This window comes from Motilibacter rhizosphaerae (assembly GCF_004216915.1).
GTDB classification, from domain to species: Bacteria; Actinomycetota; Actinomycetes; order Motilibacterales; family Motilibacteraceae; genus Motilibacter; species Motilibacter rhizosphaerae.
The window spans coordinates 723,965-738,265 of record NZ_SGXD01000001.1 but is presented as its reverse complement, the minus strand read 5'-3'; the positions used below and the strand labels follow the sequence as shown (position 1 = coordinate 738,265).

Annotated in this window: 17 protein-coding genes; all 17 read right to left on the bottom strand. The window is 74.0% G+C overall.

Going from position 1 to position 14,301, the window contains the following annotated elements; genetic code table 11:
• Window positions 1-2: 2 nt before the first annotated feature.
• The 17 genes from EV189_RS03340 to fliS all read right to left on the bottom strand — a co-directional run bounded on the left by EV189_RS03340 (window position 3) and on the right by fliS (window position 14,259).
• Window positions 3-779 carry a flagellar motor protein gene (locus EV189_RS03340; RefSeq protein ID WP_130491501.1) on the bottom strand — a complete coding sequence of 259 codons (777 nt, stop codon included), beginning with the start codon at window positions 777-779 and terminating at the stop codon, window positions 3-5.
• A gap of 3 nt (window positions 780-782) precedes the next feature.
• A complete protein-coding gene (locus EV189_RS03335) occupies window positions 783-1,115 on the bottom strand; it encodes a flagellar FlbD family protein (RefSeq protein ID WP_130491500.1) in 333 nt (110 codons plus the stop codon).
• Between the two features lie 162 nt (window positions 1,116-1,277).
• Window positions 1,278-2,576, bottom strand: a complete 1,299-nt coding sequence (locus tag EV189_RS03330) for a flagellar hook protein FlgE (RefSeq protein ID WP_130491499.1) — start codon at window positions 2,574-2,576, stop codon at window positions 1,278-1,280.
• Window positions 2,577-2,632: 56 nt separating this feature from the next.
• Window positions 2,633-3,088: a flagellar hook capping FlgD N-terminal domain-containing protein gene (locus EV189_RS03325; RefSeq protein ID WP_130491498.1), complete on the bottom strand. Its 456-nt coding sequence runs from the start codon at window positions 3,086-3,088 to the stop codon at window positions 2,633-2,635.
• A 12-nt stretch (window positions 3,089-3,100) separates the two neighbouring features.
• The gene (locus tag EV189_RS20925; protein WP_130491497.1) at window positions 3,101-5,044 is read right to left on the bottom strand and encodes a flagellar hook-length control protein FliK; all 1,944 of its coding nucleotides are present in this window, start codon (window positions 5,042-5,044) and stop codon (window positions 3,101-3,103) included.
• Window positions 5,041-6,060, bottom strand: a complete 1,020-nt coding sequence (locus tag EV189_RS03315; RefSeq protein ID WP_231116016.1) for an NlpC/P60 family protein — start codon at window positions 6,058-6,060, stop codon at window positions 5,041-5,043. Before EV189_RS03315 ends, EV189_RS20925 begins: the two co-directional genes overlap by 4 nt.
• Window positions 6,057-6,485: a hypothetical protein gene (locus EV189_RS03310; protein ID WP_130491496.1), complete on the bottom strand. Its 429-nt coding sequence runs from the start codon at window positions 6,483-6,485 to the stop codon at window positions 6,057-6,059. The genes EV189_RS03315 and EV189_RS03310 overlap by 4 nt, the downstream gene beginning before the upstream one ends.
• Window position 6,486: 1 nt before the next feature.
• The gene (locus tag EV189_RS03305) at window positions 6,487-7,812 is read right to left on the bottom strand and encodes a FliI/YscN family ATPase (protein WP_231116015.1); all 1,326 of its coding nucleotides are present in this window, start codon (window positions 7,810-7,812) and stop codon (window positions 6,487-6,489) included.
• Complete coding sequence (locus EV189_RS03300) at window positions 7,809-8,507, bottom strand: FliH/SctL family protein (protein WP_130491494.1); 699 nt, start codon at window positions 8,505-8,507, stop codon at window positions 7,809-7,811. Before EV189_RS03300 ends, EV189_RS03305 begins: the two co-directional genes overlap by 4 nt.
• Window positions 8,491-9,459 (bottom strand): flagellar motor switch protein FliG, encoded by a 969-nt coding sequence (fliG, locus tag EV189_RS03295; RefSeq protein ID WP_407938108.1) that lies wholly within the window; start codon window positions 9,457-9,459, stop codon window positions 8,491-8,493. The genes EV189_RS03300 and fliG overlap by 17 nt, the downstream gene beginning before the upstream one ends.
• Before the next feature lie 41 nt (window positions 9,460-9,500).
• On the bottom strand, window positions 9,501-11,150 hold the full coding sequence (fliF, locus tag EV189_RS03290; protein WP_130491493.1) for a flagellar basal-body MS-ring/collar protein FliF: 1,650 nt from the start codon (window positions 11,148-11,150) through the stop codon (window positions 9,501-9,503).
• On the bottom strand, window positions 11,150-11,476 hold the full coding sequence (gene fliE / locus EV189_RS03285; RefSeq protein WP_130491492.1) for a flagellar hook-basal body complex protein FliE: 327 nt from the start codon (window positions 11,474-11,476) through the stop codon (window positions 11,150-11,152). Before fliE ends, fliF begins: the two co-directional genes overlap by 1 nt.
• Window positions 11,473-11,880, bottom strand: a complete 408-nt coding sequence (locus EV189_RS03280) for a flagellar basal body rod protein FlgC (protein ID WP_130491491.1) — start codon at window positions 11,878-11,880, stop codon at window positions 11,473-11,475. The genes fliE and EV189_RS03280 overlap by 4 nt, the downstream gene beginning before the upstream one ends.
• Window positions 11,880-12,230: a flagellar basal body rod protein FlgB gene (gene flgB, locus EV189_RS03275; protein ID WP_130491490.1), complete on the bottom strand. Its 351-nt coding sequence runs from the start codon at window positions 12,228-12,230 to the stop codon at window positions 11,880-11,882. Before flgB ends, EV189_RS03280 begins: the two co-directional genes overlap by 1 nt.
• A gap of 175 nt (window positions 12,231-12,405) precedes the next feature.
• Window positions 12,406-13,407: a glycosyltransferase gene (locus tag EV189_RS03270; RefSeq protein WP_165400102.1), complete on the bottom strand. Its 1,002-nt coding sequence runs from the start codon at window positions 13,405-13,407 to the stop codon at window positions 12,406-12,408.
• Between the two features lie 5 nt (window positions 13,408-13,412).
• On the bottom strand, window positions 13,413-13,805 hold the full coding sequence (locus tag EV189_RS19995) for a hypothetical protein (protein ID WP_165400101.1): 393 nt from the start codon (window positions 13,803-13,805) through the stop codon (window positions 13,413-13,415).
• A 55-nt stretch (window positions 13,806-13,860) separates the two neighbouring features.
• On the bottom strand, window positions 13,861-14,259 hold the full coding sequence (fliS, locus tag EV189_RS03265) for a flagellar export chaperone FliS (protein WP_130491488.1): 399 nt from the start codon (window positions 14,257-14,259) through the stop codon (window positions 13,861-13,863).
• Between the last annotated feature and the right edge of the window lie 42 nt (window positions 14,260-14,301).

Genomic DNA, 14,301 nt, shown 5'->3' with positions numbered 1-14,301 from the left:
GGTCAGGCCGCCTTCTTCTCCGCCGCGGCGTCGCCGCCACCCGGGATGAGGGACTTGAGCTTCTGCGCCACCACGCGCGGGTTCGACCCGGCCTGGATCGCGAGGATCCCCTCGATGACGAGCTCCATCTGCGCGAGCTCGAGCTCCGAGACGCGCGCGATGCGCTTGCTGATGGGGAACCACAGCACGTTGGCCGAGAGCACGCCCCACAGCGTCGCGATGAACGCGCCGGCGATGAGGTGGCCGAGCTTGTCGGGCTGACTGAGGTTCTCGAGCACGTGGACGAGGCCCATGACCGTACCGATGATGCCGATGGTCGGACCGTACGCACCGGCGTCGGTGAACCACTTGGCGAACACCTTGTCGCCGGCCTTCTTCGCCGTCACCTCGGCCTCGAGGATCTCGCGGAGCTCCTCGGGGTCGGTGCCGTCGATCGCCATCTGGAGACCCTTCTTGAGGAAGGCGTTCTCGATGGACTTGGCGGCGTCCTCCAGCGCGAGCAGGCCCTCGCGGCGCGCGCGCTCGGCCAGCGTGACGATCTCGTCGACCGCGGCGGTGGAGTCGACGGCCTTCGCCGTCAGGGCCTTGATGAGCGCCTGGATCGCCCCGATGGTGTCCTTCAGGACACCGCCGGCGAGGCACGCGCCGATCGTGCCGCAGAAGACGAGCACGAGGGCGGGCGGCGCCGCGAGCGCGGCGGGGTTGCCGCCCTCCATGACGTTGGCGCCGATGATGGCCACGAAGGCCAGACCGATGCCAGCGAGCGCTGCGGGATCCATCGCTCAGCTCTCCCTCATGGGCAGCGGCACGACCTGCGCGTACGCGTGCTCGTCGTCGCGCGGCTGCGGCACCGGACGCCGGGCGGCCTGCTCACGACCCGCGTGCTCACGACCCGCCTGCTCACGGCCGGCCTGGTCCTCCATGGCCTGCGCCGTGGAGATGACGCCGGCGCGGAAGTTGCGCACCAGCACGACGACCTCGCGCACGGACTCCCCGACGACGTACTTCTTCCCGTCGACGAGCGTGACCACCGTGTCCGGCGTCGCCTCGGCGCGCTCGATGAGGTCCGGGTTGAGCGCGAACGCCTGGCCGTTGAGCCTGGTCAGCACGATCATCCTGCCTCCCTCCCTCGTGGCCGCGTGCGGCCCGTACGTGTGACACCTCCCGATCGGCCCGGAAGTCCCGGGTCTGAGGAACCAGGCACGCTGGCGCACCCCGGACGCACCGCGGGCCCTCCCACCGGTCGGTGGGAGGGCCCGCGGTCAGCAGGGGGAGGACTACTGCTTCATGTTGACGAGCTGCTGGAGGATGTCGTCGCTGGTGGTGATGACCTTCGAGTTCGCCTGGAACCCGCGCTGGGCGATGATGAGCCCCGTGAACTCCGTCGCGAGGTCGACGTTGGACATCTCGAGGGTGTTGGACTGCAGCGCACCGCGGCCGCCGGCGCCGGCGGACCCGAGCTCGGGGAGCCCGGAGTTCACGGTGCTGCGGAAGGCCGTGCTGCCGACCTTCTCGAGGCCGGGCGGGTTGTTGAAGTTGGCCAGCGCGATCTTCGCGAGGGGCTGCTTGAGCCCGTTGCTGAACACCCCGATGACCGTGCCGTCCGGGTTGATGTTGAAGCCGGACAGCGTGCCCGAGGTGGAGCCGTCGGGCTGGGTCGCCTCGAACGTGCCGTCACCGCCGAACTCGCGGACGTTGGTCACGTCGATCGACACCACGTTGGTGGGCGGCGTCGCACTGCCGCTGCCCCACGGGACGGTGAGCGTGAAGGCCGCCTTCGCGGGCGTGCCCGTCGCCGCCGGCGAGGCGAGCTGGCCGGTGGTGTTGCTGAACTGCAGCTGCTGCTGCGAGAGGTTGCTGCCGGCGACGGCGTTGCCGTCGATGGTGACGGCGACGTTCCAGCCGTCGTTGCCGGTCGAGGCGGCCGGAGCGGCCGGGGTCGAGGTGGCCGTCGCCTTGGTCAGCGTGTAGACCACGTCGTGCGCCACACCCTGGGGGTCGTAGAACGTCTGGCGGGCGGTCACCGGAGTGGCGCCCGCACCGGCGACGAGGTTGCCCTTGAAGCCCGTGTGCAGGGTCTCGCTCGGCGCGAGCAGCGTCCCGGTCGGGATCGCGATGTTGCCCACGGGACCGTTGGGGTCGACCTTGCCTGTCGCGTCGGCGGTCCAGCCCTGCACGAAGGCGCCGCCGTTGGTGACGAGGTTGCCGTTGGCGTCGAAGTTGAACGAACCGGCGCGGGTGTAGAGGTCCTCGCCGCCCTGCTTCGTGACGAAGAAGCCGTCACCCGAGATGGAGAGGTCGGTGCTGCGCCCGGTGCTCTGGGTCGAGCCCTGGCTGAAGTTGGTCGAGATGCCCGCGACACGGACGCCGAGGCCGACCTGGGCGGGGTTGGTACCACCCGAGGTGCCCTGAGGAGCGCCTGCTGCGCGCAGCATCTGGCTCATCGTGTCCTCGAAGACGGCGGACGAGCTCTTGTAGCCGGCGGTGTTGACGTTGGCGATGTTGTTGCCGACGACGTCCAGCATCGTCTGGTGGGCCTTGAGCCCGCTGATGCCGGTGAAGAGTGAGCGGAGCATGGGTTTTCTCCTGGACGGCGGTGTGCCGTGGTCGGGTGGGTGGTGCGGACGCCGGCCTAGGCCTTGGTCTGCGCCACCGACTTGACTGCAGTGAGGGGCACGTCCTTGTCACCGACACGCAGCACCGGTCCATCGGAGCTGAAGACAGCGGAGGTCACGACGCCCGTGGCATCGGTGTTGTCCGCCGTGGGGTACGTGATCGTCTGGCCGACCAGCGAGCTGGCCGCCAGGTAGTTCTGCGACTGCAGCATCGAGGACTGCGTCGTGTTGAGCGCCTCGAGCTTCTCGACCGAGGTGAACTGCGCGGTCTGCGCCATGAACTGGTCCGAGTCCATCGGCTTGCTCGGGTCCTGGTACTTCAGCTGGGCCACGAGGAGCTTGAGGAAGGCGTCCTTGTCGAGCGTGCTGCCCGATGCGGCCTCGGCCGCCTTCGTCGTCGCCGTCGCGTTCGCGAGGCTCAACGAGCCGCCGACCGCACTGACCGGGGTGTAGCCCGTCGCTGCGCCCGTCATGCTGCTCTCCCCTCAGACCGAGATGTCGAGACCGTCACGCACTGGGTTCGACGCCCCTGACGTGCGGCTTGAGGACACCTCGGAGTGATCCCCGTCGTCCTGCCGTCCCCCGGAAGGAGTACGCCGGGAGGAGCCGTCCGTCGAGCCGCCGCCCGAGCGCCCACCGAGCCCGTCGGGGAGCCCCTGCCACGAGCCCTGCCGCAGCTGGTCCCCGGTGGTGGTGTCGCCCACGTCGACCGAGACCGAGGCCAGCCCGGTCCCCTCCAGCTCGCGGCGCAGCTCGTCCGCCGTCGCCCGCAGCGTGTCGCGGCCGAGCTCGCTCGCCCCGTTGAGCTGCACGTGCAGCGCGCCGTCCCGCAGCTCCGCGACGACCTGGACGACGCCCAGGTCACCCGGGTGCAGCTCGACGACCATGCGGTGCGAACCGTCGGCACCGGCGCGTACGGGCGCCAGCGCGGCGACGAGCTGGGGTGTCACGAGCGCAGCGGTACGCCGCGCCTCCGCCGAGTGCGGGGTGGCGGCGAGGACGGGGGCCGCGACGCCCGTCGGCGCGGGGAGCGCGGAGGGCGGCAGCGGCTGCTGCGCGGCGTCGGGCTGCGCGGCGGTGTCCACGGCGGGAGCCGGGGCGCTGCCACCGCTCGGGTCGTCGGACCGCCCGGAGCCGGGGCCGCCCTGCCCGTCCGCCTGCCCGCCGGAGCCGGGGTGGCGCGCGGCGGCGAGCGCGGCGTACTCCCCCGCCGGAGCGGGAGGCGCGGCTGCCGCCGCCGGCGCCGGCTGGTCGGCAGGAGTGGTGGGCGGCGCCGCGGCTGCCGCAGCGGGCGCGGTGGTCGGAGCCGCGGCCGGAGCCGTCACGGCCGCAGGGACGGGCTCGGGGAGGGGGTGCTGCGGCCGGGACGGCGCAGCGGGGTCCAGCGGAGCCACGGGCGTCGGGGTCGGGGCCGCCGGAGCCGTCGTCCCGGCAGGAGAAGGCGTCGCAGCAGCAGGCGCCGCAGCAGCAGGCGTCGGCGTCGCGGGCTGTGCCGGCGCGAGCGCGACCGACGCGCGCGGGAGCGGCAGCGGGACCGGCACGGCAACGGCGTCCTGGGGTGCCGCGGGCGCGGTGGTCGCCAGCACGGGGCCGGGTACGCGGCGGCCCGCCTCCGAGGACGGAGCCGCCGTCAGCGGGCTCGTCGTCACGGCAGCCGTCGTCACCGGGCTCGTCGTCACGGCAGCCGTCGTCACCGGGCTCGTCGTCACGGCAGCCGTCGTCACCGGGCCCGTCGTGCCCGGGGAGGGCGTGGGCGGGGAGGGGGCGGGCGGGGCCGTCGTCGGGGCGACGGCGGCAGGAGCACCGGAGGCGCGCGGCGAGGGGACCGCCGCGACGGCGGGCAGCGGACCCGTCGGGAGGACGGGCGCAGCAGCGGCAGGAGCAGGAGCGGGCGCAGCAGCAGGCACCGGAAGGGCGGGCGCTGCCGTCGGGACCGCCGGCGCACCGGCCGGGGCGGCGGCAGCAGGAGCGGCAGGAGCGGCAGGAGCAGCCGGGGACACCGCCGCCGCGGGCGAGGAGGGGGCCGGGGCAGCCGCGGGGGCGGCGGCGGCAGGAGCCGGCACCGCTCCCGGCAGGACGCCGGGCACGAGCACCGGGTTCGCCGCGGGTGCCTGCGCCACCGGCGCGGGCGAGGGAGCCGTCGATGCAGCGGCAGGCGCGTCCGGAGCCCCGGCGCCCATGGCCGCGGCCACGAGGTCGGCGAAGTCCTGCCCGTCGTCGGTGGAGGTCTCGGCAGGGCCGGCACCCCGGGCGCGCGCGGTGCGGGCGGTCCGCCGCGCCGACGTGCCCTCGACCTCGGGTGCCTCGTCGCCGACCGCGCGGTCGGAGCGGGCGGCCGCGGGGCGGGCGGCGGCAGGGCGGGCAGCGGCGGGAGCCTGCGCGGGAGCGGCCGGCGCTGCGGGCAGCAGCGGGAGCGGCAGCGGACTCACAAGCTCACCTCGTCGAGTGCGGAGCGGACCTTCTGGACGTACGCGCGGGTCTCGGCGTACGGCGGCACCCCGCCGTGCTTCCGGACCGCGGCCGGACCGGCGTCGTAGGCCGCGAGAGCCTCGTCGACGTCCCCGGCGTAGTCCTTGAGGTAGCCGGAGAGCAGCTTCGCCGCGCCCTGCACCGCCTGCGCCGGGTTGGTCGGGTCCACCCCGAGGCCCGCCGCCGTGGACGGCATGAGCTGCATGAGCCCCTCCGCGCCGGCCGGGCTGACGGCGTCCGGCCGGTAACCGGACTCGACCTTGGCGACGGCGGCGAGCAGCTGCGGGGACACGCCCGCGCTGGCGCCCGCGGTGCGGAAGAGGTCGGCGTACGGCGTCCCGGAAGCCGCCGGAGCAGCGGCCGGAGCCTGCGGCAGCCCCGTCACCCGGCGGATCGCGGTCGGCGTGGCGTAGACGTCGACGACCTGCACGTCCTTGCCCGTACGCGGCGCCTCCACCATCTTCCCGCCGCCGGCGTAGATGCCGACGTGCGAGACGGGGGTGTGGAAGAAGAGCAGGTCGCCGGGCTGGGCCTGGCTGAGGTCGGCCACGGGCGTGCCCACGGTGGCCTGGTCGCGGCTGACGCGCGGCAGGTCGACGCCGAGCTTGCCGTAGACGAGCTGGACGAGGCCGGAGCAGTCGAGGCCCTTGCTGGGGTCGGTGCCGCCCCAGAGGTACGGGACGCCGACGTAGCCCTTGGCCAGCTCGACCGCCTGCTGGCCGAGCGCCGAGGGCGTGGTGGGGGTCGCGGGCGTCGCCGGCGTCACCGTCCCGGTCGCCGTGGTGCCGGTCGCCGCGGACGCGTCGGTCCCGGACGTCCCGAGCGCGTCGCTCAGCGAGTCGGCGAAGGTGCCCGTCGAGCTGTCGCTGGTCGACACCGACGCGGCCTGGGGCGCGCCGCCGAGCTGCGCCTGCAGCGCGGCCATGCGGCTCTGCACCTGGGCGAGCCCGCTCGGCTCCATGGTGGGGACGCTCACGGCTCCTCCCTCCGGCGCAGGAACGACTGGGCGGCGAGGTCGTCGCGCTCGGCGGCCACCTTGCGCTCGTCGGCGGCGCGGGCCGCCTCCTCGTGGCGCTCGACCACGCGCTCGACGCCGTCCTCGCGCTGCTGGGCCTCGGCCAGCTCGGCGAGGCGCTGCTGCACGACCGCCTGCGCCTCGGCGTGCGCGCGGCGCGCGGCGAAGGCCTCGGCGGCCAGGGCGCGACCGGCGGCGACGCTCGCGGCGAAGGCCTGCGGGTTGCCGTCGAGCGGGTGGGAGCGGGCGACGCTGGCCTCGCGCTCGGTGGCGTTGTGCTCGGCGAGCAGCGCGTGCGCCTGGGCGGTCAGGGCCTCGGCGCGGGCCATGTCCTTCTGCAGCCGGCGGATGCGCAGCAGCGTGGCGAGCGGGGAGCGGGCGGCCACCTCAGCCGCCCGTCACGAGGGCCTGCAGCTGCTCCCAGGCGAGCGGCGCGGGGGTGACGTCGTGCATGGCCTGGCGCAGGAAGGCGTCGGCGTGCGGCATGAGCGCGACCGCGCGGTCGACATCGGGGTTGGTGCCGGCGGCGTACGCGCCGATCTCGATGAGGTCCTTGGCGTCGCGGTACGCCGCGAGCAGCCGGCGCAGCTCCCCCGCCGCGGCCTTCTGCTGCGGCGTCGTGACGGCACCGGCGACGCGGCTGATCGAGTCGAGGACGTCGATCGAGGGGAAGTGCCCCGCGGTGGCCAGCCGGCGGGTGAGCACGAGGTGGCCGTCGAGGATCGAGCGCGCGGCGTCGGCGATGGGCTCGTTGTGGTCGTCGCCGTCGACGAGGACGGTGTAGAGCCCGGTGATCGAGCCCCGCTCCCCCGGCCCGGCGCGCTCGAGCAGCCGCGGCAGCAGCGCGAACGTGCTCGGCGGGTAGCCCTTGGTCGTCGGCGGCTCGCCCGAGGACAGGCCGACCTCGCGCTGCGCCATGGCGACGCGGGTCAGCGAGTCCATCATCAGCACGACGTCGGCGCCGGCGTCGCGGAACTCCTCGGCGATGCGGGTGGCGACGAACGCCGCGCGCAGGCGCACCATCGGCGGCTGGTCGCTGGTCGCGATGACGACGACGGAGCGGGCCAGGCCCTCGGGACCGAGGTCGTTCTCGAGGAACTCGCGCACCTCGCGGCCGCGCTCGCCGACGAGGGCGACGACGCTGACCTGCGCCTCGGTGCCGCGGGCGATCATCGAGAGCAGCGAGGACTTGCCGACGCCGGAGCCGGCGAAGATGCCCATGCGCTGCCCGCGGCCGATCGGGGTCATGGTGTCGACGGCCCGCACGCCGAGCGAGACCGGGCGGTCCACGCGCGCGCGCAGCAGCGGGTGCGGCGCGACGCCGTCGACGACGGCGGTCGGGAGCCCGTCCAGGTCGGGGCCGCCGTCGAGCGGGCGGCCGAGCCCGTCGAGGACGCGGCCGAGCAGCTGGGGGCCGACGGGGACGCGCAGCGGGCCGCCGGTCGCGACGACGGGCGCGCCGACGCGGATGCCGGTCATCGGGCCCAGCGGGGTGCACGAGAGCGTGCCGTCGCCGAGCGCGACGACCTCCGCCTGCAGGGGCTCCGGGCCGCCGGTGGCGATCTCCAGGACGTCGCCCACTGCGGCGTCGACCCCGCCCACCCCGACCTCGAGGCCGACGACCCGCGCCACCCGGCCGGTGCGCGTGGGGGTCGCGGCGGCCGCGGCCGCCCCGAACAGCGGGGCGAGCCGGGAGGGGGCCAACAGGGTCACGGCGCGAGGATCTCCTTCACCCGGGCCAGGGCGTGGCCGATGCGGGCGTCGATGGTCGTGTAGTCGCATTCGGCCACCGCGTCACCGGACCTGAGGGAGGGGTCCGCGACCAGCTGCACCTCCCGCCCGCCGACCAGCTCGTCGCCGAGCGCCAGCACGGCCTCCACGTCCTCCGGCGCCAGGCGCACGAGCACCGGGCGCCCCGTCGGCGCCTGCGCGAGCACGCGCCGCACGGCGTCGGGGCCGGGCGCCACCTGCTGCAGCTCGCGGCCGACGACGGCCTCCGCCACCGCGTACCCGCCGGCGGTGATGGCGTCGGCGACCTCCTCGACCAGCGGCAGCGCGCGCGTGGCGAGCTCGACGCCGGCGCGCTCGAGCGCGCCGAGGGCGGCCTCCACGCGGGCGGCGTACGCGGCGCGCACCGCCGCGTGCTCCTGCTGCGCCGCGAGCACCTGCGCCTGCACGGCGGCGGCGGCCTCGCGCATGCCGGCGGCCCAGCCGACGGCGTACCCCTCGGAGCGGGCGGCCTCGCGGGCCTGGTCCGGCGAGAGGACGGGAGCGGTCAGCCGCTGCCCGATCCCCGCGGAGCGCACGGTCCCGGCCTGCGCACCGCGCAGGGGGACCCCGGGCAGCACGACGGTGGACACGTCCGAGGCCGACATCGCGACGAACGGCTGCTCAGTCGACGAACTCATCGTCACCCCCCGCGCGGCGGATGACGAGCTGGCCGCTCTCCTCCAGCTTGCGGATGACCTGGAGGATCTTGGCCTGGCCCTCCTCGACCTGCTTCAGGCGGACCGGGCCGAGCATCTCGACCTCGTCAGCGAGGTTCTGCGCGGCGCGCTCGGAGAGGTTCTTCATGATCTTCATGCGCACCTCCTGGCTGACGCCCTTGAGGGAGGTCGCGAGCTCGCTGGACTGGACCTCGCGCAGCACGAGCTGGATCGACTTGTCGTCCAGCTGCACGATGTCCTCGAACATGAACATCTTGCTGCGGATCTCCTCGGCGAGCGCGCGGTCGCGCGACTCGAGCCCCTCGAGGATGAGCCGCTCCGTGGAGCGGTCGGCGCGGTTGATGATGTCGACGAGGGGCTGGAGGCCGCCGACGGTCGACAGCTCGGAGGGCTGGAGCACCGAGGACAGCTTCTTCTTCAGCATGTCCTCGACCTGGCGCACGACCTCGGGCGAGGTGCGGTCCATGACGGCGATGCGGTGCGCGACCTCGCTCTGCAGCTCCGGCGGGAGGCCGCCCAGCACCACCGAGGCCATGTCGGCCGTGAGGTGGGCCAGCACCAGCGCGATCACCTGCGGGTGCTCGTCCTGGAGGAACGAGATGAGCTGGCGGGGGTCGGCCCGGCTGAGGAAGTGGAACGGCGTCTCCGCGAAGGCCGCGGTGAGCCGGTTCATCAGCTCCACGGCCTTCTCGACCCCGAGGCTCATCGAGAGCAGCTCGCGGGCGAAGTCGGTGCCGCCCTGGGCGACGAACGACTTCGCCTTGACGATCCCGTGGAACTCCTCGAAGACGTCGCGCGCGGTGTCCTGCTCGATCTCGCGCATGCGGAGGATCTCCGCGGTGATCTGCTCCACCTCGGACTCGCGCAGGTGGGACAGCACCTTGGCCGAGGCCTCGGGCCCCATGCCCACCATGAGGACGGCGGTCTTCTGCAGACCGCTCAGCTCGGGCACGGTCAGCCCCTCCGGTCGGCGAGCCAGCCGCGGAGCAGCTGGGCCACCTCGTCGGGCTGGTGCTCGACGAGGTCGGTGATCTCGTCACGCACCTTGATGAAGTCCTCGTTGCTCGGGCCGCCCTCGGCTTCCGGGCTCGCCTCGAGGGCGAGGTGCTTGCTCGCCCCTTCGAGCGCGAGGCGCTGGTTCTCCGCCTCGAGCTCGGAGTTGCGCTGCTCGAGCTCGTCGAGGCGCTCCAGCTCGGCCTTGGAGAACGGTGTGCGGTTGCGGTGCTTGCGCGCCTTGAGCCAGGTCAGCAGCAGCGTCATGAGCAGGACGAGCACGAGGCCGCCGGTCTTGACGTAGCCCATGAGGGCTGCCTGCTTCTTCGCTGCCGCAGCCGCCTTGAGCGCGGTGGTGGCGGTCGACGCGGCGGACTTGTCGAACGCGATGCTCGACACCGTGACCGTGTCACCGCGCGCCGTCTGCAGCCCGGCCGCGTCGGTGACGAGCTTCTGCACGTCGGCGACCTGCGGCTGGTTGGCGGCGTTCTTGTTGAGCAGCACGGCGATGCTCAGCCGCTTGGGCGTCCCGACGGCGACCTTGGTCGTCTCCTTGACGACGTCGACCGGCGAGTTCGCCGTGCTCTTCTCGTGGGAGTACGTGTTGGGCGAGGCCGCCGCGGCCCCCGTACCGCCGGTGTTGACCCCGATGTTGTCCGGGCCGAGGACGCCGCTGACCGCGTCGCCGTTGCCGGTGTACTTCTCGATGTCCGTCGAGATCGACGTCGGGGACACGGCCGGCGTGGGCTGGACGTAGGACGTGCTGTCGCGCAGCGTCTGGTCGAAGTTGAGGTCGGCGTTCACCTGGACGACCGCGTTGCCCGGCCCGACGAGGCTGTCGAGCATCGACTGCAGCTTCGCGGACTCCTTGTCCTCGAAGGACGAGGTCGCCGAGGTGGCGTCGTCCGAGCCGGCGCCGCTGGTGGCGTCGCCGCTGAGCAGCCGGCCCGTCGTCGCGTCCGTCACCGAGACGTCGGTGGGAGCGAGGTTCGGCACGGAGGAGGCCACGAGGTTCTGCATCGCGCGCACCTGGCCCGAGCTCAGCGCCGTGCCCTGCTGCATCTTCACGAGGACGCTGGCCGTGGTCTTGCTGTTGTCGTCGGCGAAGACGTCCTGCTGCGGGACCGCCAGGTGGACGATCGCGGTGTCGACGCCGTCGATGACGCCGAGGGTCTTGCCGAGCTCCTGCTCCGCCGCCTGCTGCAGGGCGACGTCCTGCAGGGCCTTCGGCGAGGTCGAGGAGACCTTCGGAAGCACGGAGACGTTGCCGCCGGTCGGGTCGTCGGCCGGCAGGCCGGCCCCGGCCATCGCGACGCGCAGGGCGTCGACCTTGGCGGCGGGGACCATGATCGTGGAGCCGTTGTCGGCGTACGAGTAGGAGACCTTCTCGCCGTCCAGCTTCGCGCTGATGGCAGCGGAGTCCTTGGCGGACAGCGCGGAGAACAGCGGGCTCATCTGGGGCGCGGAGGACCAGCGGGCGATGAAGAAGCCGCCCAGCAGGAGCGCCATCGCCGCGACGACGGTCACCGCGCGCTGGCCGGGCGTGAAGGACATGAACGCCTTCCACGGCCGGTCGGCCACGGAGCGCAGACGCGCAGACTTCTTCGGCATCAGGCCTGCATCCTCATGATCTCGTTGAAGGCGCTGACGGCCTTGTCACGCAGCGCGACCGTCAGCTGGGTCGCGAGCTTCGCCTCGCTCGCGGCGATCGTGTAGTCGTGCACGTCCTGCAGGTCGCCCGTCGCCGCCTTGACGGCGAGGCCGTCCTGCTTCGTCTGGGCGTCCTGCACGTCCTGCAGGCCCTTCGCGAGCAGGTCCCCGAAGGACGTGCCCGACGGCCCGGAGACCTGCGGCGTCGCGGTGGTGGGGGCGGTCGCCGCGCCGGTGCCCAGGGAGGACCCGAGCCCGGCGAGCGCGCCGATCGCGGGGATGCTCATATGCCCTTCCCGACCCCGATCGCTTCCTTGTACGCCTCGGCCGCCCGGTCGACGGTCGCGAGGTTCGCCTGGTAGCCGCGCTGCGCCATCATCAGCTGGACCATCTGGCTGCTGAGGTCGATGTCGGGCATGCGGACGTAGCCGTCGGCGTCGGCGAGCGGGTTGCTCGGGTCCTGGACCAGCCGGCCCTGCGCGCTGCCGAGGGCGATGCCGCCGACCTGCACGCCGCCGGTGCCCGTGCCGTAGTCGACGGCCTGCGCCACGACGTACCGCGCCTGGAAGGCGTTCTCGCTCGTGCGGCGCGCGGTGTTGATGTTCGAGATGTTGTCGCTGACCGCGTCGAGCCACTTGCGGTCGACGGTCACGCCGCTGGACGCCGTGTCGATGGCGTTGAAGAGGCCCATCAGCCGGAGATCGAGGTCTTGAGGACGCCGAACTGGTCGTCGACCGCCCGGAGCATCAGCGAGTAGGACATCTGCGTCTTCTGCGCGGTCAGCGTCTCCTCGTCGAGGTTGACGTTGTTGCCGTCCTCGCGGGTCGGCTCGATGGAGCGCGCGATGCTGCCCGTAGCCCCGCCGACCTCGGCGGTGTCGCCGTCCGAGACCGCCTGGCGCAGCGCGTCCTCGAACTGGACCTTGCCAGCCAGGAAGTGCGGCGTCTGGATGTTGGCGATGTTGTCAGCCGTCGTACGCTGACGCATCGCGAGGCCGTCGAGGGCGCTGCGCAAGGCCACGTTGGTGACGTCGTCGAACACGGCGGGGCTACTCCTAGCGGGGGAGTGACGCCTGTCCTTGGCTGGTCCGATCGAGCAGTCCGTGCTCGAGGAGTGCTTCGGGCCCCCTGCCGGGCCTCTTGAGCAGGAACGATGCACTCGTTCGGGCGGTCGTCCCCGCTCCCGGCGTGTCGCGCTGGACACGCGCGCCGCCCCGCTAGGCGGCGAGCTGCTCCACCAGGCCGCGCAGCTCGCGCAGCCGCTCGGCCGGCAGGATGCGCCCGGCGGTGTCGACGACCTCGTGGACGCCGCGGAGCAGCCGGGCCGCGGTCGCCACCTCGCCGAGCTGGGCGCGCGCCTGGGCCTCGAGCCAGTCGCAGTACGCGGGGGCCGCCCCCGCCTCGCGCAGCTCGGCCACCAGCACGAGCACGACCTCGTCCATGCCGGCGCCGAGCAGCAGCCGGGCCAGTGCGTCGGTGCCCTGCAGCGCCTCGGTCGTCCCGGGCGCGGTCTCGCGCAGCGCCTCGAAGGCGTCGACGGCCTCCTGCGGGCGCTCGGCGCCGGCGCAGCTGCGGCCCAGGTCGAGCAGGACCCGGGCGACGGCCGCGGGGTCGGCGTTGCGCGCCCCCAGCAGGTCCTCGAGCTCGCGGCGGGCGAGCTCGGCGTTGCGCAGGCACTTCTCCACGCGCACCGCGGCGCCGCTGTAGCCCTCGTGCTCGAGGCGCACGACGCCGGCGGGCGCGGCGGCGGTCCGCAGGGACGGCGCCGCGGTCGGCACGAGGTGCTCGTGCACGCGACCCTCCCACCGGGCCCGTTCGGGGCGGAAGAGCCGCTCCGCGCGGTGCCGGTAGTCGCCCTCGCTGGAGCGGTTGGCGATCTCGACGGTGAGCAGGTCGGCCGGCACGGCGCCGAGCAGCGCGGCCAGCGCCGCCGGGTCGGCGTGGACGCGCTCGTCGGCGTCGAGGCTGAGGACCCACGGCCGGTCGACGCCCGCGAGCGCGGCGGTGCGGGCCGCGGCGAAGCTGCCCTCCCACTCCCCCGCGGTCACGTCCGCCCCGGCGGCGCGGGCGACCGCGACCGTGGCGTCGCGCGACCCGGTGTCGTGCACGCGCACGAGGTCGACGAGCCCGGCGCTGCGCAGTGGCGCGAGCGAGGCGAGGGCGCCCGCCAGGCGGGACTCCTCGTCCTTGACGATGAGGACGACGGCGAGGGGGGCCACGGTCGTCAGCAGGCCCGGTCGACGAGGAGCGGACGCGGGCGCTCGCGCCCGGTCTCGAGCTTCCCCGTGAGCGTGGCCTGCTTGGCCAGGTCGCCGAGGCGGCGGGTCATGCCGGAGGCGATGTCGAGCTGGCGCGCGTGGATGCCGCGGGCGCGGTCGACGAGGTCGGGCGGGATCGGCGGCAGCGACGGGGGACGCCACGCACCCGTGCCGGGCAGGGCCGAGCCGGGCAGGTGGTCCGCGCGCAGCAGCGCCTCGGCACGGTCGACCTCGAGCTCGAGCTCGTCGAGGGCCTCCACCCACAGCCCGTGCCAGTCGGGCTGGTCGTGCGGCACCGCGCCGGCACCCGCACGCGGTCGGGGGACCGGTGCGGTCTGCGGGGAGGTGTCCGGCGGCATGGAGGAGGTCCCGTGTCTCGAGTGGCTGGTCGTTCTGGGTCTGGGTCGCGCGCGGTCAGGCCGAGGCGGAGGTGGGCGCGGACGCCGTGGTCATCCGCAGCGCCTCGTGCCACGCGTCGCGCAGCGGCTCGACCTGCTTGCGGACCTGAGCCACCCGCTCGGGGTCGCGGCGGATGTTCGCGCCGACCAGCTCGTTGAGCCACCAGTTGTAGAGCGAGGCGAGCCCGGGCGCGCCGGACCAGGTGTCCATGCGCAGCGAGTTGCGCAGCTCGCTGATGATGTCCTGCGCGTGCGTGAGCTCCTTGTTCGCGGTCGCCACGTCACCGGAGCGCTGGGCGAGCTCGCCGCGCTGCAGGTCGAGCACGAGGCGGTCGTAGAGCATGGTGAGGAGGCGCGCCGGGGAGGCGGTGAGCACTCCCTCGTCCGCGTAGCGGCGAGAGGCGGTGGCGTACATCGGCGGTCCTCACGGAGTTCGGTGGAGCAGGGGGAGGTCGAG

Bases quoted from the DNA above. Each gene is read 5' to 3' on its own strand.
- EV189_RS03340 (WP_130491501.1), bottom strand. From the start codon at position 779: ATGGATCCCGCAGCGCTCGCTGGCATCGGTCTGGCCTTCGTGGCCATC.
- EV189_RS03335 (WP_130491500.1), bottom strand. From the start codon at position 1,115: ATGATCGTGCTGACCAGGCTCAACGGCCAGGCGTTCGCGCTCAACCCG.
- EV189_RS03330 (WP_130491499.1), bottom strand. From the start codon at position 2,576: ATGCTCCGCTCACTCTTCACCGGCATCAGCGGGCTCAAGGCCCACCAG.
- EV189_RS03325 (WP_130491498.1), bottom strand. From the start codon at position 3,088: ATGACGGGCGCAGCGACGGGCTACACCCCGGTCAGTGCGGTCGGCGGC.
- EV189_RS03300 (WP_130491494.1), bottom strand. From the start codon at position 8,507: ATGAGTTCGTCGACTGAGCAGCCGTTCGTCGCGATGTCGGCCTCGGAC.
- fliG (WP_407938108.1), bottom strand. From the start codon at position 9,459: ATGGTGGGCATGGGGCCCGAGGCCTCGGCCAAGGTGCTGTCCCACCTG.
- fliF (WP_130491493.1), bottom strand. From the start codon at position 11,150: ATGCCGAAGAAGTCTGCGCGTCTGCGCTCCGTGGCCGACCGGCCGTGG.
- fliE (WP_130491492.1), bottom strand. From the start codon at position 11,476: ATGAGCATCCCCGCGATCGGCGCGCTCGCCGGGCTCGGGTCCTCCCTG.
- EV189_RS03280 (WP_130491491.1), bottom strand. From the start codon at position 11,880: ATGGGCCTCTTCAACGCCATCGACACGGCGTCCAGCGGCGTGACCGTC.
- EV189_RS19995 (WP_165400101.1), bottom strand. From the start codon at position 13,805: ATGCCGCCGGACACCTCCCCGCAGACCGCACCGGTCCCCCGACCGCGT.
- fliS (WP_130491488.1), bottom strand. From the start codon at position 14,259: ATGTACGCCACCGCCTCTCGCCGCTACGCGGACGAGGGAGTGCTCACC.